General features: G+C 57.0%; 17 protein-coding genes. 7 read left to right on the top strand and 10 right to left on the bottom strand.

Going from position 1 to position 19,775, the window contains the following annotated elements; translation table 11 throughout:
* The first annotated feature begins 22 nt into the window (after positions 1–22).
* The 5 genes from GQF03_RS11040 to GQF03_RS11020 all read left to right on the top strand — a co-directional run bounded on the left by GQF03_RS11040 (position 23) and on the right by GQF03_RS11020 (position 6,692).
* Positions 23–1,234 carry a CaiB/BaiF CoA transferase family protein gene (locus GQF03_RS11040; RefSeq protein WP_161339324.1) on the top strand — a complete coding sequence of 404 codons (1,212 nt, stop codon included), beginning with the start codon at positions 23–25 and terminating at the stop codon, positions 1,232–1,234.
* Complete coding sequence (locus tag GQF03_RS11035; RefSeq protein WP_161339323.1) at positions 1,231–2,064, top strand: IclR family transcriptional regulator; 834 nt, start codon at positions 1,231–1,233, stop codon at positions 2,062–2,064. The genes GQF03_RS11040 and GQF03_RS11035 overlap by 4 nt, the downstream gene beginning before the upstream one ends.
* Before the next feature lie 25 nt (positions 2,065–2,089).
* On the top strand, positions 2,090–3,181 hold the full coding sequence (locus GQF03_RS11030) for an NAD(P)H-dependent flavin oxidoreductase (protein ID WP_161339322.1): 1,092 nt from the start codon (positions 2,090–2,092) through the stop codon (positions 3,179–3,181).
* A gap of 33 nt (positions 3,182–3,214) precedes the next feature.
* The gene (locus tag GQF03_RS11025; RefSeq protein ID WP_161339321.1) at positions 3,215–4,390 is read left to right on the top strand and encodes an acyl-CoA dehydrogenase family protein; all 1,176 of its coding nucleotides are present in this window, start codon (positions 3,215–3,217) and stop codon (positions 4,388–4,390) included.
* 64 nt (positions 4,391–4,454) lie between these two features.
* Entirely contained in the window at positions 4,455–6,692 is a 2,238-nt protein-coding gene (locus GQF03_RS11020) for an arylsulfatase (RefSeq protein WP_161339320.1), read from the top strand.
* A 19-nt stretch (positions 6,693–6,711) separates the two neighbouring features.
* On the opposite strand, the gene GQF03_RS11015 is transcribed toward GQF03_RS11020, so the two are convergent.
* Both GQF03_RS11015 and GQF03_RS11010 read right to left on the bottom strand, forming a co-directional pair.
* Entirely contained in the window at positions 6,712–8,343 is a 1,632-nt protein-coding gene (locus GQF03_RS11015; RefSeq protein ID WP_161339319.1) for an acetate--CoA ligase, read from the bottom strand.
* 271 nt (positions 8,344–8,614) lie between these two features.
* The gene (locus tag GQF03_RS11010) at positions 8,615–9,436 is read right to left on the bottom strand and encodes an enoyl-CoA hydratase/isomerase family protein (RefSeq protein ID WP_161339318.1); all 822 of its coding nucleotides are present in this window, start codon (positions 9,434–9,436) and stop codon (positions 8,615–8,617) included.
* Positions 9,437–9,655: 219 nt separating this feature from the next.
* Here GQF03_RS11010 and GQF03_RS11005 point away from each other — a divergent pair, with 219 nt between their 5' ends.
* The gene (locus tag GQF03_RS11005) at positions 9,656–10,666 is read left to right on the top strand and encodes a lipid A deacylase LpxR family protein (RefSeq protein WP_161339317.1); all 1,011 of its coding nucleotides are present in this window, start codon (positions 9,656–9,658) and stop codon (positions 10,664–10,666) included.
* A gap of 171 nt (positions 10,667–10,837) precedes the next feature.
* Positions 10,838–11,911, top strand: coding sequence for a saccharopine dehydrogenase (locus tag GQF03_RS11000; RefSeq protein WP_161339316.1), 1,074 nt, complete (start codon positions 10,838–10,840; stop codon positions 11,909–11,911).
* 82 nt (positions 11,912–11,993) lie between these two features.
* Here the strand turns inward: GQF03_RS11000 and GQF03_RS10995 are convergent, their stop codons facing one another.
* The 8 genes from GQF03_RS10995 to GQF03_RS10960 all read right to left on the bottom strand — a co-directional run bounded on the left by GQF03_RS10995 (position 11,994) and on the right by GQF03_RS10960 (position 19,770).
* On the bottom strand, positions 11,994–13,736 hold the full coding sequence (locus tag GQF03_RS10995) for an AMP-binding protein (protein WP_161339315.1): 1,743 nt from the start codon (positions 13,734–13,736) through the stop codon (positions 11,994–11,996).
* A gap of 188 nt (positions 13,737–13,924) precedes the next feature.
* Positions 13,925–14,815 (bottom strand): alpha/beta fold hydrolase, encoded by an 891-nt coding sequence (locus GQF03_RS10990; protein WP_161339314.1) that lies wholly within the window; start codon positions 14,813–14,815, stop codon positions 13,925–13,927.
* Positions 14,816–15,018: 203 nt separating this feature from the next.
* The gene (locus GQF03_RS10985) at positions 15,019–15,783 is read right to left on the bottom strand and encodes a heme ABC transporter ATP-binding protein (protein ID WP_161339313.1); all 765 of its coding nucleotides are present in this window, start codon (positions 15,781–15,783) and stop codon (positions 15,019–15,021) included.
* Complete coding sequence (locus GQF03_RS10980; RefSeq protein WP_161339312.1) at positions 15,780–16,823, bottom strand: FecCD family ABC transporter permease; 1,044 nt, start codon at positions 16,821–16,823, stop codon at positions 15,780–15,782. The genes GQF03_RS10985 and GQF03_RS10980 overlap by 4 nt, the downstream gene beginning before the upstream one ends.
* Positions 16,820–17,653, bottom strand: coding sequence for a heme/hemin ABC transporter substrate-binding protein (locus tag GQF03_RS10975; RefSeq protein ID WP_161339311.1), 834 nt, complete (start codon positions 17,651–17,653; stop codon positions 16,820–16,822). Before GQF03_RS10975 ends, GQF03_RS10980 begins: the two co-directional genes overlap by 4 nt.
* Complete coding sequence (locus GQF03_RS10970) at positions 17,650–18,081, bottom strand: biopolymer transporter ExbD (RefSeq protein ID WP_161339310.1); 432 nt, start codon at positions 18,079–18,081, stop codon at positions 17,650–17,652. The genes GQF03_RS10975 and GQF03_RS10970 overlap by 4 nt, the downstream gene beginning before the upstream one ends.
* Complete coding sequence (locus tag GQF03_RS10965) at positions 18,078–18,689, bottom strand: MotA/TolQ/ExbB proton channel family protein (protein ID WP_161339309.1); 612 nt, start codon at positions 18,687–18,689, stop codon at positions 18,078–18,080. The genes GQF03_RS10970 and GQF03_RS10965 overlap by 4 nt, the downstream gene beginning before the upstream one ends.
* Positions 18,679–19,770 carry a hemin-degrading factor gene (locus GQF03_RS10960; RefSeq protein WP_161339308.1) on the bottom strand — a complete coding sequence of 364 codons (1,092 nt, stop codon included), beginning with the start codon at positions 19,768–19,770 and terminating at the stop codon, positions 18,679–18,681. Before GQF03_RS10960 ends, GQF03_RS10965 begins: the two co-directional genes overlap by 11 nt.
* Positions 19,771–19,775: the final 5 nt, after the last annotated feature.

Raw genomic sequence — 19,775 nt, 5'->3', positions numbered from 1 at the left:
AAAACAACTCACGGGATTTCGAATGACGACCAACAACCAATCCGGCCCCCTTTCCGGCCTGCGTATCCTTGATATCGCAACCATTATCGCCGCGCCTTTTGCCGGCACATTGCTTGCCGATTTCGGTGCCGATGTGGTCAAGCTGGAATTACCGGGCACCGGTGACGGCATGCGTGGATTCCCGCCCTTCAAGGAGGGAAAATCGCTTTGGTGGAAGGCCGCCAACCGGGGCAAGCAATTCGGCACGCTTGATTTGCGGAAACCGGAAGGGGCGGAAATTCTCCTGAAGATGCTGCCGGAATTTGACGTCCTGATCGAGAATTTCAAACCGGGCACGCTGGACCGCTGGGGCCTCGACCGGGAAACCCTGTGGAACGCCAATCCCAAGCTGGTCATTCTCCGGGTCACGGCCTTCGGCCAGACCGGTCCCTATATCAACCAGCCGGGTTTCGCCCGCATTTTTGAAGCCATGGGCGGCCTCACCCATATCACGGGCGATGCGGACCGCCCGCCGGTCCATACCGGCTACCCGATCTCCGACGCGTTCGGCGGCGTTTTCGGCGCCATGTCGATTCTTGCCGCCCTTTATAAGGTTGCGAGCGGGGAGACCGCAAAAGGCGAGGAGATAGATCTGTCACTGACAGAGGCAACCTTCCGGCTGCTTGATTTTCTGGCCATCGAATATGACCAGCTTGGCGAAGTGCGCGAGAGAAGCGGCAATCGCAACCAGTATTCCGCGCCGTCGGATGTGTATCTGACGAGCGACAAGAAATATGTCTCGCTCGCGGGCAGCACCAACGCTACTTTCAGGGGAAACGCAACGGCGGTCGGACGACCGGAACTCGCCGACGACCCCCGCTTTGCAACGAACGGTCTTCGGGTTCAGAATGCGGCCGAACTTGACAAGATCTTCGGCAGCTGGATCTCCTCGCACACGCTTGATGAGGTGCTGGATGCCTTTGCGAAAGCCAAGGGGACCATTGCGCCGATCTATTCCATCGAGCAGATTTTCAACGATCCGCAATATCAGGCGCGCGACGCCATCGTCTCCGTTCCCGATGAGGATTTCGGTTCCGTCCGGGTACAGGGAGTGGTTCCGAAGTTTACCCGTAATCCGGGAAAAATAAGATGGACGGCGAAGGGTCTTGGCGCGGATAATGAGAAAGTGTTTGAAGAATTTCTGGGGATGAGCAGAGAGGATATTGATGCTTACCGGGAAAGAGGAATTATATGAGCGACAATCAAACCAATCTGATAGATCGCGTCGAAAAAAGACGTATATCTCTGGATAAGATGGAGGACAGGGATAGCTCCCTTTCTTCCACCCTTATTCGCGGCCTGGAAATACTAGGCTGTTTTCAGGTCGGGGAACAGAGCCTGACAAACGCGCAGATCGCGGCGCGGGTCGGCATCAACAAGGCAACTGTATCGCGTCTTTGCAAGACGCTCATCTCCATGCGCTATTTAAGGCGCGATCCGAATGGCGGCTTCCGCCTCGCCCCCGGTGTTCTGGCGCTCTCTTATCCGATCCTGTCGTCGATGAAATGGCGGCAGCAGGCGATCGGGATAATGCGTGATTTCGCTGATTTCGCGAAAGGCAATGCCCATCTCTCCGTCTTTAACGGTCCGGACGCCGTTTATATCCAGACCGCCGGTGACATTTCCAATTTCCCGCATGTTCCGGAAATGGGCATGACCATACCGCTTGCTGATTCAGCGACCGGTCGCTCTCTTCTCTCCATGCTGTCGGAAGAGGAACGGGCCGAGAAATTTATAGAGATCGAGCTTGCCTATCCCGGCGCATTGGCGCGGAGTGGAGACAGGATCGAAAAAGGCATAAAAAGCTGCAAAGAACGGGGTTTCTGCGCCTCTTTCGGCGAATGGCGGGCAAATATTTACGCGATTTCGGCGCCCGTCGGACGGACGTCTGACGGCCTTGACGTGACAATTTCCTGCGGTATCCCTGCCTATCGCGCCCGCAAGGAGGAGGTGGAGAATGACCTCGGGCCGCGCCTTGCCTCGGTCGCGCAAAACCTGCGTCTTTTCAATATTTTCGGGACCTGAAAACAACAAAAACAAGGACAAGACCATGAAACTGACGTCACCAATCTGCGAGAAAATGGGCATCCGCTACCCGGTCTTCGGCCTCGCCCATAGTATCGATGTGATGGTGGCGCTGGCGAAAGCAGGCGGATATCCGGTATTCGGCGCAGCGCGCAGCATGCCCGAGGAAATTGCCGAAGAGGCCCGGATCATGAAGGAGGAACTCGGCGACCTTCCCTTCGGGATAGACCTGATGCTGCCAACCTCGGTCGGTGACGAGACAGATCGCCGCGCAAGTCTGGCGGCGCTTCCCCGCGAGCATAAGGAATTTGTCTGCAAGATCGCCGATAAATACAAGGTGCCGCGCGCAACGAAACCGACGTTTTTTTCCTCGCAAATCCGCTCCCAGCAGCTATTCGAGGAACAGATGGCGGCAACACTTGAATCCCAGGCCCATAGTTTTGCCTCCGCTGTCGGCATGCCGCCGGAAATGATCAAGCGGGCCAAGGACCACGGCAAGATCACCTTCTCCCTTGTTGGCGCGCCGCGCCATGCCGAAAAGGCGAAGGCGGCCGGAGTTGATGTGATCGTCGCGCAAGGCTATGACGCGGGCGGACATACGGGTCCGATCGGTACTTTCTCACTCGTCCCGCAGGTTGTCGATGTTGCGGGCGATATCCCTGTCCTCGCGGCGGGCGGCGTTGGCCATGGACGACATATTGCCGCTTCCTTCGCGCTCGGGGCACAAGGCGTCTGGCTTGGCACCGCCTGGCTTGCGTCAAAGGAACATGCGCTATGCGAAGCGCTTCTGGCCAAGCTCCTGAAAGCTGACAGCCTGGATACCACAATCTCGCTCAGTCATAGCGGCAAGTCCTGCCGCCTGATCAAGTCCGCATGGACCGACGAATGGGACCGGCCCGACGCACCGAAGCCCCTTAAAATGCCCTATCAGCAGGTCCTCACCGCCGATATCATCGCCGGGATCAATGAGCATGAGATCGAACCGCTTATCTATGAGGCGACGGGCCAGAGCATCGCCTGGTTCAACGAGCTTAAAACCGTCGACGAGATCATGCAGCGGCTGGTCACCGAAAGCGAGACTGCCTTTTCAAACATGAACCAGCTGCTCGCCGGCTGACCCCTCCTCCACCAATCCCTGAAGAGATATAAAATGATACGTGATAAAGAAGCACTCGAAAAACAACGCAGGGACGTCCGTGAATGGGTTGAAAAGGTCGCTATCCCGAATGAGGACAGGGTCGCCGAGTTGAACGAGGTTCCACAGGATCTGGTCGACGATATGCAGGCGCGCGGTTTCTTCGCCTGGGCAGTGCCGGAAGAATATGGCGGACTTGGCCTCACCACAGAGGAACTCGTCCTGATGGCGTTCGAGCTGTCCTACTGCTCCGTCGCCTATCGCGCGCGAGTTGGCACCAACACCGGAATCGGCAGCGAATCCTTGATTGTCGACGGTACGGAGGAACAGAAACGAAAATATCTGCCAAAACTCGCCGCCGGAGAGATCGTCGGATGTTTCGCGCTGACGGAACGTGAAGCCGGATCACAGGCGACGGCGCTTAAAACGACAGCCCTCAAAAAAGGCAATCATTATGTGCTGAACGGCTCCAAGGCCTTTATTACCAACGCGCCGATTTCCGACCTTTTCACCGTTTTCGCCCGCACGGACCCATCGGATGACAGCCACCGCGGCATCAGCGCCTTTCTCGTCGATCGCGATACGCCGGGCCTCACGGTTGGACCTGCTTACAAGATGATGGGGCAATCCGGCTCCCCGGTCTCGGAAATTCATTTTGAGAATTGCGAGATCACGCCGGACAGGCTGCTTGGCGGCGAGGAAGGCGTCGGCTTCAAGACGGCCATGAAGGCGCTCAATAAACAGCGTATTCATCTTTCCGCCCTCAGCACTGGCCCGGCCATGCGGATGCTGGATGATGCGGCTAAATATTCCTTGGAAAGAAAACAGTTCGGGCATCCCATCGGCGATTTCCAGCTGGTTCAGGCGATGATCGCCGACAGTCATGTGGATGTGGCGGCCGCGCGGACCCTGATCCTCGATACGGCGCGCAAGCGGGACGACGGCATCGACATCACGCTGGAAGCCTCCATGTGCAAATATTTCGCGACCGAGATGTGCGGGCGCATCGCGGACCGGGCGGTGCAGATTTTTGGCGGCTCCGGCTATGTCGCCGATTACAGCAGCATCGAACGCTTCTATCGCGATGTCCGTCTGTTCCGGCTCTACGAAGGCACCAGCCAAATCCATCAGCTCAATATTGCGAAGAAAACCCTCGAGCGGATTGGCAAGACGGGCACCGTGCGGATTTAAGGCTGCCCGCAATTTCTCAAGTCGAACAACAAAGAACAACGCGTAAAGCGAGAAGGACAGCGATATGGAAGACTACAAGCCCCATTGGCCGGACCCGGTTACCGCCCCTGAGGGCGCGCCGAATATTCTGGTGGTTCTTTTCGATGATGTCGGTTTTTCTGATTTCGGCTGCTACGGCTCGCCGATCAAAACGCCGACCATCGATAAACTCGCGGAAAAGGGCGTGCGCTACACCGGCTTTCATACAACGGCCATGTGCTCAACCACGCGGGCGGCGCTTCTCACCGGACGCAACCATCATTCCGTCGGTGTCGGCTGCCTTGCCAATTTCGACAGTGGCTATCCCGGCTATCGCGGCAAGATTGCGAAAACGGCCGGAACCCTTGCGGAGATGCTGCGCCCCAATGGCTATCGCAATTATATGATCGGGAAATGGCACGTAAATCCGCTCAATGAGAGTGGCCCCACGGGTCCCTTCGACGGCTGGCCTCTTTCTCGGGGCTTCGACCGCTTCTATGGCTTTCTCGATGCGGAAACCGATCAATATGCGCCGGAACTGGTCCGCGATAACGGGCATGTCGATCCGCCCGGCACTTACGCCTCCGGTTATCACCTGACCGAGGATCTTGTGGATAAGTCCATCCAGATGCTGGCCGAGCATGAGGCCGCTTTGGACGGAACGCCATGGCTCCTCTGGTGCGCCTTCGGCGCCTGTCATGCCCCCCATCAGGCGCCGAAGGAAATCATCAAGAGCTATGATCCGATGTTCGAAAGCGGCTGGGACAAGGAACGGGCGCAGCGCCTCGCCCGTCAGAAGGAACTCGGCATCGTTCCGGAAAATACGGAATTGCCGCCGCGCAATGACGGCGTCAAGGGCTGGGACGAGTTCGGCCCGGAGGAACAGCGCCTGTTCACCCGCCTGCAGTCGGCCTATGCCGGAATGTTGGATCACACGGACCGCCATATCGCCCGGATTGTCGAGTTCCTGGAGGAAACCGGCCAGATGGACAATACGCTGATCCTGGTCCTCTCCGACAATGGCGCGAGCCAGGAAGGCGGTCGCAACGGCCTGATCAATGCGATGGGCCCGTTCAATCTGCGGCCCGAACCAATGGAGGAGAAACTTGCCCGGATCGAGGATATCGGCGGGCCCGATACCCATACAAACTTCCCCCATGGCTGGGCAATGGCTGCGAATACGCCGCTGAAACGCTATAAGCAGAACACCCATGGCGGCGGCATCCGCGATCCGCTGATCATCAGCTGGCCGAAGGCGATCCCGGCGCGCGGCGAGCTTCGTCACCAGTTCGCCCATTGTTCCGACGTCGTGCCCACCCTGCTCGACCTGCTAAAGATTGAGCCGCCTGCGAGCGTCAACGGCATTCCCCAACAGCCGATCGAGGGACAGAGTTTCAAGGACAGCCTTTTCGATCCCGAGGCGCCATCGCGCGACAAGCCGCAGTATTTCGAGATGTTCGGTCATCGCGGCATCTGGAAGGACGGCTGGAAGGCGGTTGCCTTCCATCCCATGGGAACACCATTCGAAAACGATACCTGGGAACTCTACAATCTCGATGAGGATTTTTCCGAATGCCGTGACCTAGCCGCCGATCATCCCGAAAAGCTGGAGCAAATGATCGAGACTTGGTGGGAGGAAGCGAAGAAGCATCAGGTGCTGCCGCTCGATGATCGTTTCGCGCCGCGTTTCGCCGAAAATGCCGAACGCCTGCAAGGAGGGCGCACCAAAGCGATCTTCCACAGGGGTGTCGGCCATATCCCCTCTGACGTCGCGCCAGATCTGCGCAGCCGCAATTACCGGATTGAGGCCGACGCCGACATCCTGAATGATGCCAGCAACGGCGTTCTGATCGCCCATGGGGATACCACCTCGGGCTACAGCCTTTTCATGCAGGACGGACATCTTGTCCATGACCTCAATATCGGTGGGGAGCATGTGGTTGTCCGCTCCGACAGCAAAGTGCCCCCGGGACGCCATATCCTTGGCCTCCGGGTTGAGCGGCTCACGCGCGAGGCCAAACCGAAGATGGGCAAGGGCATGGGCAAGAGCCGCTACATCCTTACTATCGACGGCGAGGACGCGGGCTCAGTCGAGAGTAATTTGGGCTTCTTCATGCTGATTTCGTGGTCCGGGCTGGATATCGGACGGGATCGCGGCAATCCGGTTGGTGACTATGAGGCGCCGTTCGAATTTGACGGATTTCTCAGGAAGGTAACGGTCCATATGGAGACGCAAACCCTCGACGGCGACGGTGTCGGCAAGGCGGAGATGGCGCGGGAATAACCTGCGCCGCTACAAATTTTTAGCTTTCGCCGCGAAGCTCTACCCGTCGGATCTTGCCGGAAATCGTTTTCGGCAGGCTGTCGACGAACTCGATTTGCCGGGGATATTTATAGGGCGCCGTCAGGTTCTTGCAAAAATCCTGAATATCCGCGATGAGCTCGGGTCCCGCCTTCTCCGGCGTCTTGAGAATGATGAAGGCTTTCACCAGTTGTCCGCGCGTCTCGTCCGGCACGCCGATGACGGCACTTTCGACAACTTCGGGATGTTCAAGCAAAGCGCTTTCCACCTCGAAGGGGCTTATCCGATAGGCGCCGGAGCTGATCAGGTCATCCGCACGCCCCTCAAACCAGATGTATCCGTCCGCATCTCTTCTCGCGGTATCGCCGGTATAATACCAGCCATTTCGGAATGATCCGGTATCGGGTGCGCCGTCGGTGTAATAACCGTCAAAAAGGCCGGGCGGCCAGCTCCCCTCGGTCCGGATGGCGATATGCCCGACATCGTTGTCCGGCATGCGGCGGCCGTCATCATCGATGATATCAATGTCGAAGCCCGGGACCGGCTTGCCCATGGAGCCAAAGCGCGTTTCCATCCCCGGGAAGTTGCCGACGATATTGATCGTCTCCGTCTGGCCGTATCCGTCGGCGATGACATTGCCGGTATTTTTCTGCCAGTAGCGAATGACTTCGGGATTAAGTGGCTCTCCGGCCCCAAGTGACCGCCGCAGGGAGGAAAAATCGAACCCACTCAAATCCTGCTGCGCGAACAGGCGATAGACCGTCGGCGGTGCGCAGAAAGTGGAGACTCCCAGGCGCTCGATCAGCCTGAGATGGAAAATGGGATCAAACGCCCCCTCCCCGTCGTAAAGCACAACCTTCGATCCGGCGAGCAATGGTGGGAACAGCAGGCCCCAAGCCGCTTTCGCCCAGCCGGTGTCTGTCAGGGTCCAATGTACGTCGCCCTCCCGCAGGTCCATCCAGAAAAGCGCCGTCGCCACATGGGTCAGGGCATAACCGAAATCCCGCGGCACCATTTTCGGCATCGAAGTGGTACCGGAGGTGAAATAGGTCATCATGATGTCGGAGGACACGGTCGGGGGCGCATCTTTCCGTTCAAGAACCGGAGACGCGGCAGCCGTCAGATCTTCAAAGGAGTGCCAGCCCGGATGGCTGCCGCCGACAACGATGAAATGTTCAAGGGTTGGACATTCGCCGCGCACCTGATCAACCTTGGCGCAATGTTCCGGTGTCACGACGATGAAGCGCGCATTCGATCTCTGAACCCGATAGGCAATATCCTTCGCCGTTAGGAGGTTCGTCCCCGGCATCGACACCGCGCCGATTTTCATGCAGCCGAACAGCACGGTGTACCATTCCGGAATCCGGCCAATGACAAGACAGCCGAAATCCCCTTTTGTTATACCAAGGGACAGGAAGGCGTTGGCAAGGCGGCTTGATTGGTCGGAGAAATCCGAATAGCTGATGTTCCGGATCGTCTGGCCATCGTGCGAAACCGCAATCACGGCAATGCCGTCCTTCTCCGTCGCCCGCTTGTCGATAACGTCAAAGGCGAAATTGAAATCTTCCGGAATATCGATATGAAAATTTTTCACCGCCACCGAATAGTCGCGGTTGAACTGACTCAAATCCATCGTCACCTCCCGTGCTGACGCTGTCTCTTTTTTTGGATCCAGCGGTCTGTTGCCGCTTTTCCCCCTGCTGCGAATATATTCTCTCCGGCGATCATAGCACAGGCCCGCGGCAGGGCATTCTTTTTCCGCTATCCGCAGCACTGCGGAAAGGTCACATTGAATCTGGCTCGCCACAGTCACCTTGGTTTGGCAACCGGTCAATGGTCTTGATGCGGAATATCAGACTGCGATCAGCGAGAAGAAAGCCCGGTCTATAGTGCGTCGGACCTGTTCAAAATTTGAAACGGTCCAACGCCGGATCCTTGATGTCCCGCATTCCGGCGGCCATGTCGCCCATTTCCGTGAGGCCCCTTTCATCCACCATCAAATCGCAAAAGAGTGTCCGTTCGCGCGCAAATCCTTCTTCCGGAACACGGTTATCGACACCCTGGATCAGGTCCTTGATATGGCCCACCGCCTTTGACGATCGCGCGGCCAGAAGCCCGGCAATTTCCAAAGCCCTTTCCAGCACGTCCCCCTCGATGCATTGGCTCGCGAGACCCATCGCCACGGCCTCACGCGGGGACAGCGTCCGACCGAGCAACATCAGTTCCAGGGCCTTTGCCTTGCCGATGAGACGCGTCATGCGCTGCGTGCCACCGGCGCCGGGCAGTATTCCCAAATTCACTTCCGGAAGGCCAAGGTCATAGGGCCCGTCCTTTACAATCCGGATATCGCAGGCGAGCGCAAGCTCGAACCCGCCGCCCATTGCCGTGCCGTTGATCGCGGCGATAAAGGGTTTGGGCATCGCCTCGATACGGCTGTAGCATCTATGAATCGGAGCTTCGGGCACGGGTCGGGCGGGATCGAATTTGAGGCCGCGTTCCGCCATGGCCTTGCTCCGTTCAAAAAGAAGACCGACATCATAATGCCGGATAAAGACATTCGGCTCCGCGCCGGTCAGGATAACGACCCGGATCTCCGCATCTTGTTCGATCTCGCCGAGCATCGCGTCGAGCTCCGCCTCCGTCTTGTCGTCCATGAAATTCATCGGCGGATTTCTGAACTTCACGATAGCGATATGATTTTCCCGCGTGAGGCTAAGCTGAGCCATTTTCTGCTCCTTTCATTATTGATTTTTCTCGGGCAGGACGCCGAAACGCCGACCTTGACGCGCTATCCTCACATCAAGTAGACGCAAGGGCAACCGGCGAGTTATTAGCGCCTAAATAGCCTGGCGGCGTTTCCCGGCTTGTTAAAATATCCGCGCTCCGCTATGAAATCGCACACTTTCGAACAAATTATCACCATCATCGACAGGTAAAGCCACGGGATGACCGTCTTCAAAATTCCATTTCTTGCCCTTGGCCTCGTTATGGCCCTGTGTAGCGCTGCCCTCGCCGATGATGGTTCCGAGACGGAAGAGGCCGAGACGGGCACCTTCACTTTCGTTCTCGAGAACGACCTCTTTTTCGGGCGCGACCGGGACTATACAAACGGTATCATGCTTGCCTGGATGTCAGAGCCGGATTATGCGCCGCTCTGGGCGCTTAAGACCGCGCGGCTTCTACCTTTCTTTCCTGAGGACGGAAAGGTCCGCTCCAGCTACGCAATCGGGCAGAATATGTACACGCCGAATGACATCACCGATCCCAACCCGCCGCTGGACGAGCGTCCCTATGCCGGTTGGTTATACGCCGCCGTCGGCATCGTCGTTGAAACCGGGGAGCAGCAGCTTGATCAGTTCCAACTGCAATTCGGCGTGATAGGGCCCGCCTCACTTGCCGAACAGTCGCAAACATTCGTGCACAAGGTTATCGGCTCCGAAAAACCGCAAGGCTGGGATACTCAGCTCAAGAATGAGCCCGGACTGGTCATAACCTATCAAAGGAGCTGGCGGGCGCTGGTCTCGACGGAGATCAACGGATTCTCCATTGATATGACACCGCATATCGGCGGCGCTCTTGGCAATGTCTATACCTATGCCAACGCCGGCGCGACCATGCGCTTCGGCTGGAACCTTCCGAATGACTACGGACCGCCGCGCATTCAACCGGGCCTTCCGGGCTCCGGCTTTTTCGAGCAGAATGACGTATTCGGTCTTTATTTCTTCGCCGGCCTGGATGCCCGCGCCGTCGCCAGGAATATCTTTCTCGACGGAAACACGTTCCGGGACAGCCGCAGCGTCGACAAAGAACCGCTTGTCGCCGATGCGCAGGTTGGCGTCGCGGTGACAATCCATGACGCGCGGCTCGCCTTCACGCATGTGTTTCGCTCTCATGAATATAAGGGACAGACAGGTGACGATGAATTCGGCGCGATCAGCCTTTCGGTTCCATTTTAACGACTGGATGACATGAATCCCTTCCCTTTGCGCCGTCATCGCCCGACCGCGGCAGCCAGTTAGGTCTTGTCCTATTTCGGCCCTTTCATCTGCAACCGAATCCCGATAGATAGGAGGATACCAATGCCCTTCAAAAATAACGGGCCGGCAACTTGTCAGGAGAGATGATCGATGACCCACCTCTGGGTACGCGCCGAGCAGCGCGAACATGAACAACGCGTCGGCGTCACACCTGAAGGCGCGCGGGCGCTCATGGCGGCGGGCATGCAGGTCACCATAGAAGATTCAAGCTGCCGCGCCCTCCCTATCGAGGCATATCTCGAAGCCGGCTGCACCATCGCCAGGGAAGGCAGCTGGCCGAATGCACCGGAAGAGGCCATTATCCTCGGCCTCAAAGAATTGCCCGCGAGCGCCGAACCCCTTCGCCATCGGCATATCATGTTCGGTCACGCCTTCAAGGGTCAGGCGGATGGTCCCGCCCTGCTCCGTCGGTTCAAGGAAGGCGGTGGCACGCTCTATGACCTTGAATACCTGACGGACGAAAATGGGCGTCGCGTCGCCGCCTTCGGCTATTGGGCCGGATTTGCAGGCGCCGCGATCGGCGTCATGGTCTGGACGGCGGAGCAACTCGGCGAAGGACCGGGACCGAAGAAGGTTGGCGTTTATCCCGGCAGGGATACGCTTATCGGGGACTTGAAAGAGCGTCTTGCAAAGGCGCTGGAGACGGGCGCGCAAAAACCAAGCGCCATCGTCATCGGTGCCCTTGGCCGCGTCGGAACCGGGGCCGGCGATTGCCTTGAGGCCCTCGGCCTCCCCGTCACCCGGTGGGACATGCAGGAAACGGCACATGGGGGACCCTTTCCCGAAATTCTCGATCATGATATTTTCGTGAACTGCATTCTTGCCCGCGAGGGCGTGCCCGTGTTCGTTCCAAAATCGGCGCTATCGGCCCCGCGCCGCCTGTCAGTGATTGCGGATGTTTCCTGCGATCCCAGCAGTCCCTTTAATCCGATCCCGGTCTATGAACACGCCACTTCCTTTGATGATCCGGTGATCCGCGTATCTGAGGGGCGACCGCCGCTTGACGTGATGGCGATCGACAATCTCCCCTCCATGCTGCCGGTCGAGAGCAGCGAGGATTATGCCGCGCAGCTGTTCCCCTCGCTTCTCACACTTGACGACATCGAAGGCGGCGTATGGGGACGCGCAAGGAAAATCTTTGATAAACATATTTCTGATATATAAATATGTTATATATCAGATAGTTAGAGTATTATTCTAATAAAGTATCGAAAATAAAATTTCTAAGAAATTAACCGGTTAACTACTATTTATACAGTATTTTGACCATCTCGTCTCGCATGATGAATTTCTGCGGCTTACCGGTTACGGTCATCGGTAATTCGGACACAAATCGCACATAGCGCGGCACTTTGTAATGGGCGATCTGGTCCTTGCAATAGGCCTTTACTCCGTCCTCATCGAGAGGGGATCCGTCGCGTTTGACGATCCAGGTGCAGACCTCCTCGCCGAATTTTTTATCGGGTACGCCAAAAACCTGCACTTCCTGAATGTCTGGATGGGTGAAGAGAAATTCCTCGATCTCGCGCGGATAAATATTCTCGCCACCCCGGATGATCATGTCCTTAAGACGTCCGACGATCTGGCAATAACCTTCCGCATCGAGAACGGCAAGATCGCCCGTCCGCATCCAGCCGCCATCGACGATCGCATCTTTGGTTCTCTCCTCATCATCCCAATAGCCGCGCATCACGGAATAGCCCTTCGTCCAGAGCTCGCCTTGTTGACCAACCGGGACATCGGCGCCAGTCTCGTCAACAATCCGGACTTCCACATGAGGATGGATCCGACCAACGGTGGAGACACGTTTTTCGATCGGATCATCGACATTGCTCTGGAAGGAAACGGGAGAGGTCTCCGTCATTCCGTAACAGATTGTCACCTCCGACATATGCATGCGGTCATTGACCTTCTTCATGACCTCGATGGGGCATGGCGCGCCCGCCATCACGCCCGTTCGAAGACTTGAAATATCCAACTCCTTCAACAGCGGGTGATCAACCATGGCAACAAACATCGTCGGCACACCATAAAGCGCCGTGCAGCGCGCCTTTGCAACGGCCTGCAAGGTATCGACGGGATCAAAAGCCTCCCCCGGGAACACCATGGCCGCGCCCGTATTCACGCAACCAAGCGAGCCCATGACCATGCCAAAACAGTGATAGAGGGGCACCGGGATGCAGAGCCGGTCCTCTTCCGTAAAATTCATGCGCCCGACCGTATGGGCGGCATTATTGACGATATTGAAATGGGTCAAGGTCGCCCCTTTCGGCGCCCCTGTCGTCCCGGACGTAAACTGGATATTGATCGGATCATCGGGAGAGAGCGATTTCGAAATCTTGTCAAGGCGCGCTAGGTCCGCGGCGGCGCCCATTTTTTGAACGCGCGCAAAGGGAAAGATGCCATCGCCGGGATCGCCGGTTATGCCAATTACGGTCTCAAGTTTGGGAAGCTTTGCCGATTTCAGCTGGCCGGGTACGGAATTTTCAAGCTCCGGCGCCAGCGTTCGGATCATCTTCAGATAATCCGATGTCTTGAACTTATCCGCGGCGATCAATGCCCGGCAACCGGATTTGTTAAGCGCATATTCGAGTTCGGACAAACGGTAGGCGGGATTGATATTAACGAGAATCAATCCCAGCCGCGCCGTCGCATATTGAGTAAGAATCCATTGCAGATTATTGGGTGACCAAATACCGATACGGTCGCCTTTTTCAAGACCGAGTGCCAATAATCCGGCGGCCAATTCGTCTACATGGCGGTCAAATTCTGCATAGGTCAGGGAAATTCCGAGCAGCGGGAACGCAACCGCCTCCCGCGATCCAAATTTCGCAACCGTCTCTTTCAACATATCGGGAATTGTCTGGCGGCGAAGCGGGTTGGACGTTTCCCCTGCGACATAGGATCTGTTGCCGACGGGCGCAATGACCGGTTGCCCGTCTCGCATATGCGCGCCTTTTTGCATGCCCCGTTCATATGCAGTTGACATGTTATCCTCCCGAAATATTCGTCATTTGCGGATATTTTACGCCAATCCGTTCGCCATGTCACATGAACTTGCTAACCCGGCCGCTCATCCGGCGAGATGGAAACCGAGGACGAAAAATCCCTGTCAAAAACACCCGCAATTGTCATTCACGTCGGCAGATCAGGGCGTGTTAATCGCCCATATTCAGCTCAAGCTTTTTTCGCATTTTTGACGATGGCGGCAACGATCACCGGAACGGCTTCGTCCGGAATGTCATGCCCCATACCGTCTATAACAACAATTTCCGATCCGGGAATGGAGTTATGAACGTCCTCCGCACAGCCGAGAGGAACGAGAGGATCCTCGCGGCCATGAATGACGACGACCGGCGCCTTTATTTCGCCAAGATGGGCCACCCGGCTGTCCCCTGACGCAAGGCTCGCCAGCAGATGACGACCGTTGCCATCAGGATAGAAGGACCTGTCGAAGAGAGCGCCAGCGCGCTCCCGTAACACCCTCTCCTCAACCGGAAATGCCGGGCTTCCGATAATTTTCGCTGTCTCGACCGCATCCTCCATCGCTCCTTCGCGGGTTCCTGCGGGATTTCGCGGCCGGGTCAGCCATTCCGCCGCAGCGCCTTCCGGGCGCGGCAATCCCCGCCGGGCGGATGTCGCCATGATGGACGCCATTGACTTCACGCACTCGGGCCGCCGGTACGCTAGCGTCTGGGCAATCGCCCCGCCGTTCGAAGACCCGACAAAATGCGCCTTGTCAAATCCGAGGGCAAGAACCAGTTCGGCGGCGTCATCAGCCAGGTCGTCGAGGGTATAGGGCGCCGTCACTTTTTCCTTGGCCCGCGCCTGGGCAAACGCAGCCGGGATGTCGGCCGGACCCCAATCTTCAAATTTCGTCGATTTTCCGACGTCGCGATTGTCATAAACAATGACATAAAATCCCGCGTCGGCGAGGGCCTTTACGAAAGTCTCGTTCCAGGACATCAGCTGGACACCAAGCCCGCCGATCAGAACCAGCGGATCGCCCGCGGCATCGCCGCGCGTTTCATATTCGATTTCAATCCCGTTAGCGGAAATTTTCGGCATTTCTTTTTTTCTTTCTCACGCGTTGTTGTTCTTGTTTTTTTCTTCGCTGATGACGGCATGGACGTACTGTGGCGCCTATGCTTGCAGAGAAGGCCGCCAGTGCGCAAGCACCTTTTTCATCCAAGTGTGTCGGTTCCCGCCATGTCGCTTTTTTTGGCAGGCGAAACTACTGGGCGGAGCAAAAGCGCATAGGGTGCAAGCCCCTATTCCGACAATTCGCCGCCAAAACGCATGGCGGCATATTCGGGCGCCAGATCGAAGATTTCGGAGATGACGTCTTTATTGATCAGTTCACGACTCGCACCGCCGCCGCGAATCCATCCTTCCTTGATGAAATAACAATTGTCTGTGCAGTGATACGCAAGATTGAGATCATGCATGACGATTACAACCGTTAGCCGCTTCTCTCTGCACAACCTTTGTACAAGATCGAGCAGGTGATGCTGATGTTTGAGATCGAGCGCCGAGGTCGGCTCGTCGAGGAACAGATACGCTTCGTCCCGTTCCCAGATTTGCGCGATAACCCGGGCAAACTGAACCCGTTGTTGCTCCCCGCCGGAAAGCGTGGGAAAGGATCGGTCCCGTAAATGCCAGGCGTCGACAAGCGCCAGTGCGTCATCGGCGATCTCTGAATTCCACGCGTCCGTCTTGTCGAAAGAATAGGGATTGCGCCCCATTGTAACGATCTCATGGGCGGTGAATGGAAAGTTGACGGGTGCCGATTGCGACAGGACAGCCCGCATTCGCGAGAGCGCGTCAAGACTGTAGTCCCAGAGATTCTTTCCGTCGAGAAAAACGGAACCATTGTCGGGCGTGAGTGCGCCGGTCAGGCATTTCAGAAGGGTCGATTTTCCGGCCCCGTTTGGCCCAAGTATCGCGGTTATTTTTCCGGGCTGAAAGGTCGCATAAATATTTGCCAATATCCGCTCCCCGCCAATGGAATAAACAATATTCTCTGCTTCAATCATAACCCGGGCCTTCCGGAATATTGCCGCACCAGAAGCCAGAGGAAAAACGGCCCGCCGATCAGACTGGTCAGCACGCCGACCGGCATTTCCGCGGGCGCGACAATCGTGCGAGCCGCGGTATCCGCCGCCAGCAGTAAAATGGCGCCGAGCAATGCGGAGGCCGGCATCAGCAGGCGGTGGTCCGGCCCAAGCGTGAGACGGATGAGATGCGGGACGACAAGCCCGACAAACCCAATGATCCCACTTACGGAAATTGCCGCGCCCACGGACAGCGCGGTACAGATAACGATCCGTCGTTTTAATCGTTCCGCGTCAACGCCGAGATAGCGGGCTTCGTTCTCCCCGAGAAGCAGCACGTTCAACTCCCGCGCATTACGGATCATGATAATACCAGCCGGCACGACGATACTCGTGACGACGACTACGGAAATCCATAACGCCCCGCCGAGGCTGCCCATCGTCCAGAAAGTAAGCGACCTCAATTGCTGATCATCGCTCAGGAACGTCAGAAACCCGACACCAGCCGCCGAGAGGGCATTGATGGCAATGCCGGTGAGCAGCATATAGGTCCCGGAGAAACTCCCCGTAACTTTTGCGAGGCGAAAAATCGCGAAACAGGAGGCCAATGCGCCGATAAACGCGGCAACGCTCATTCCGTACAGACCGACATATCCTGTAACAGGTCCGGCAAGCACGATGACTATCGCCACAGCGAGGGCGGCGCTTGTCGCAATACCAATCAGCCCGGGATCGGCAAGCGGATTGCGGAACAGACCCTGCATCGCCGCGCCCGAAACGGCGAGAGCAGCCCCGACAACAATCGCGAGGAGAACACGCGGCAACCGGATCGAACTCAGGACCGCAGCCTGCTGTTCCGAAAGGCCGACCGAAATTATCTTGCCCAGGGGAATGGGAACGGCGCCGATCGACATCGCAACAAGAGACGCTGCTGCCAAAATGAGGACAAGCAGCAGAAGCGCCGGCAATTTCATGCGCCTGCGCGTGAACGGGATGGCAATGGTTTTTGACGCGGCGGTCATGGATTGTAGAGCTGCTTGTTAAGCTCGAGGGCGGCCTCGGCCGTTCGCGGACCAAAACCGAGCAGAAGGAGGGCATCCATCGCGATAATCCGGCCGTTCCCGGCAGCCGGCGTGAGCGATAGTCCCGGCACTGATAGAAGCGACGCCTCGCCCCCTGCCTGCGCCAACCCCTGCGTCGTGAGCAGCAGCACGTCCGGCGCCAGGCTGGCGGCCGATTCCGGGGACAGCGGCTTGTATCCTTCATAATCTGCTACGGCGTTGATGCCCCCCGCAAGACGGATAATGCTATCGGCGGCCGTATTTTTTCCGGCAACCATCGGCGCGCCGCCGCTGTGCTGCAGGATGAACATAACGTGCGGCGGATCAGTCTGGCGGTCTGATACTTCCCGTAGCCGATCTTGCATTCCGGTAATCTGCGCAATCAAGGACGCCCCCTCGCTCTCTTTTTCAAGCGTCTTTGAAATCGTCTCGATAGTTGTTTTCACATCTTCCAGCGACCGGCCGGCAGTGAGGGTCAGCATGTTCACGCCGGCTTTTTTCAATTGCTCAAGCACGGCAGGCGGACCGGATTCATCCGACATAATGATTAACTCCGGCCCAAGCGAGAGAATGCCTTCGGCGCTAAGCGCGCGCTGATATCCGACTTTCGGCAAGGCCGCGGCGGCCTCAGGGTAATAGCTGGTTGTATCGCTGCCGACAATGCGATCACCGGCGCCAATTGCATAAATAGTTTCGGTGAGCGCCCCCCCTATTGAAACAATGCGCATCGGCGCATCCGCAGAAGCGGCAGTTGGCAACAACAGGAGAATAAGACAAAAAAATCTGATCATGGGTTGGTTTCTTTTCGCATGAGAATATTCGCCGCCTCTATCCCCTGCGACTGCAGGTAGGTCAGCACTTTCAGTAACTCTTCAATGGCAATGCGGCGATCGCCGGCGACGATCACCTCATAGTCCTGTTTTGTCGCCAGCGCTTCTCCAATCGCCGCTTTCAGCCCGTCGAAACCGGCGATGGCTTCGCCGTCGAGGGCATAGGACCCCTCCCGTATCTCGAGCATGATATGTCTCGGGGTTTCGATCGGCGACAACTCTTCTTCAACCGCGGAAGGAAGCTCGAGATCGAACGCCCGAAGAACGGTCCCGACCGTCAGCAAAAAGAACACCAGCAAAATAAACAGGATATCCAGCATGGGCGTCAGATCCGGCGCGAGGTCGCGCAAAGTGTTGTTATCTGGATCGCCAGATTGCAATTTGATCAAGACCGTCGTGCCTCCGCATTCAGCTCCACCACCTGCGATCTTTTCCCGCGCGAGACCAGCTCGAAGGACAGAGACAGACGGTTGAGATCCTGGCAAAACCGATCCAGCTGCCGGTCGCTGAAGGCACTGAAGAAATGCGCCATCAGGAGCGCGGGAAGCGCAATCATCAGCCCGGCGGCGGTGGTCAGCATGGCCTCCCACAGGCCGTCTGCGATAAGCGAAGGCGCAACCGGCCCCGTCTGGACGGAAATTACCCTGAAGGCCGAAATAATGCCGAGTATGGTTCCGAGAAGGCCGATAATCGGACTTATCATCCCGATCAGCCGGAGCAGCTTGATCCCGCTGTAATAGGACCTCTTCAGATCATTGAGCGCCACACCGGCAAGTTCGTCGCGGAGGGGTTTCGGATGATGTTGATGTTCCGTGAGATACGCGGCAAGCCGGTTATAGCGGGATTTTTGCGCAATCATCGATCGCGCCAGAAAAACAAGACGTTCCAGCCCCACGGCCAGCGCCAAAATGGAGCAAACCGCGAGAGGCCATGCCATCAAGCCCATTTGCATGAACCATTCCGGCAGGACAACCAGGGAGGATGCGTCAGGCGACATTCGTCATCTCCTTGCCGGGGAGTTTCGCGACAATTTCCTGCCAGAGGCCGAGTTCCGGCATGCCCGGTTTGCGCTTGCCAAAAAAGGTGACGATCAGTTCGTCATTTTTATCGAAGACCTCAACGGAGGTGACGACACCGTCTTCCGTCGGCTTGCGGGTGACCCAGGAATGGCTGATGCCGGTTTCATCGAGATGCAGGTTGAATTTGGGATCGAGGACATTGTACCAGCTCCCCGCCTCCACCAATTTCCGGATCGGTCCCGTATGGATCTGGATACAACCTTTGTTGCCGACAAAAACCATGATCTCGCAATCGCAATCGCGCGCTAGCTCGAGAACACGCCGGGAAGCACTGTTGTCCAGTTCGGCGGCGAAATCCGTGCCGATCCTTCGCAATGCCTGGACCCGCCCGACCCTGAACTTGCGGAGCATCGGGAAGAAGTCATGGGTGTCCTTGAGATTTTCCCAGGCGTTGCGGAACCCGTCCCAGTCGATTTCTGAATCCGGCCGCGCCGTTGCAATCGGCGCTGCGCCTTCTGTTTCGATTGTCGTCGCCTGTTCCACATGACGATGTTTTGCAACCAGATCATCATAGGCGGACTCTTTTGATTTGCTCGTCAGATAAACCTTGTGAATTGCCTGACCCGCAGCGTCAAAGAACTGTAGGCTTTTACGGATCCCCGTCTTACCATCTTCACTTAGTGCAAATGCGAATTTCCAATGCGACATGAAAAGGCGCAGATCGATATCCGGATTGACGAAAAGACCGGTCCGCATGGGACCATGGGTGAAAAAGCTTGCGTTCTCATAGATGCCTTTTCTTTCATGGACACAATGCTCATTGCGGGTGAGCGCCATCACCTCGCCCAAGGCCGCAATATCCTTGAGGATCGCTTCGGCATTGCCGGAAAGCCGTACCGCCTCGGTACCGACGCGCGCGGCTGCCAGTTCTCCTTCAGAAACGCCGATCTGCTCCGCCGCGTTGCGGGCGCGGATCGCGCCTGCCGATTTCAGTTGCTCATACTTCCCCCGGATATCCTCCGGCGAAAGCGATGTCGTCGTTGCTCTTGAGTCCTTCATTGTAT

This window comes from Sneathiella chungangensis, assembly GCF_009882935.1.
In the GTDB taxonomy this organism is placed as follows: domain Bacteria; phylum Pseudomonadota; class Alphaproteobacteria; order Sneathiellales; family Sneathiellaceae; genus Sneathiella; species Sneathiella chungangensis.
The sequence above is the reverse complement of the archived record's forward strand: the minus strand, read 5'-3'. Positions and strand labels throughout refer to the sequence as shown.

Excerpts from the sequence above, each read along its gene's own strand:
- GQF03_RS10985 (WP_161339313.1), bottom strand. The coding sequence starts at position 15,783 with ATGATTGAAGCAGAGAATATTGTTTATTCCATTGGCGGGGAGCGGATA.
- GQF03_RS11000 (WP_161339316.1), top strand. The coding sequence starts at position 10,838 with ATGACCCACCTCTGGGTACGCGCCGAGCAGCGCGAACATGAACAACGC.
- GQF03_RS11005 (WP_161339317.1), top strand. The coding sequence starts at position 9,656 with ATGACCGTCTTCAAAATTCCATTTCTTGCCCTTGGCCTCGTTATGGCC.
- GQF03_RS11020 (WP_161339320.1), top strand. The coding sequence starts at position 4,455 with ATGGAAGACTACAAGCCCCATTGGCCGGACCCGGTTACCGCCCCTGAG.
- GQF03_RS10990 (WP_161339314.1), bottom strand. The coding sequence starts at position 14,815 with ATGCCGAAAATTTCCGCTAACGGGATTGAAATCGAATATGAAACGCGC.
- GQF03_RS10965 (WP_161339309.1), bottom strand. The coding sequence starts at position 18,689 with ATGTCGCCTGACGCATCCTCCCTGGTTGTCCTGCCGGAATGGTTCATG.
- GQF03_RS10960 (WP_161339308.1), bottom strand. The coding sequence starts at position 19,770 with ATGAAGGACTCAAGAGCAACGACGACATCGCTTTCGCCGGAGGATATC.
- GQF03_RS10995 (WP_161339315.1), bottom strand. The coding sequence starts at position 13,736 with ATGTCAACTGCATATGAACGGGGCATGCAAAAAGGCGCGCATATGCGA.
- GQF03_RS10980 (WP_161339312.1), bottom strand. The coding sequence starts at position 16,823 with ATGACCGCCGCGTCAAAAACCATTGCCATCCCGTTCACGCGCAGGCGC.
- GQF03_RS11035 (WP_161339323.1), top strand. The coding sequence starts at position 1,231 with ATGAGCGACAATCAAACCAATCTGATAGATCGCGTCGAAAAAAGACGT.
- GQF03_RS11010 (WP_161339318.1), bottom strand. The coding sequence starts at position 9,436 with ATGGCTCAGCTTAGCCTCACGCGGGAAAATCATATCGCTATCGTGAAG.
- GQF03_RS10975 (WP_161339311.1), bottom strand. The coding sequence starts at position 17,653 with ATGATCAGATTTTTTTGTCTTATTCTCCTGTTGTTGCCAACTGCCGCT.
- GQF03_RS11040 (WP_161339324.1), top strand. The coding sequence starts at position 23 with ATGACGACCAACAACCAATCCGGCCCCCTTTCCGGCCTGCGTATCCTT.
- GQF03_RS11030 (WP_161339322.1), top strand. The coding sequence starts at position 2,090 with ATGAAACTGACGTCACCAATCTGCGAGAAAATGGGCATCCGCTACCCG.
- GQF03_RS11025 (WP_161339321.1), top strand. The coding sequence starts at position 3,215 with ATGATACGTGATAAAGAAGCACTCGAAAAACAACGCAGGGACGTCCGT.
- GQF03_RS11015 (WP_161339319.1), bottom strand. The coding sequence starts at position 8,343 with ATGGATTTGAGTCAGTTCAACCGCGACTATTCGGTGGCGGTGAAAAAT.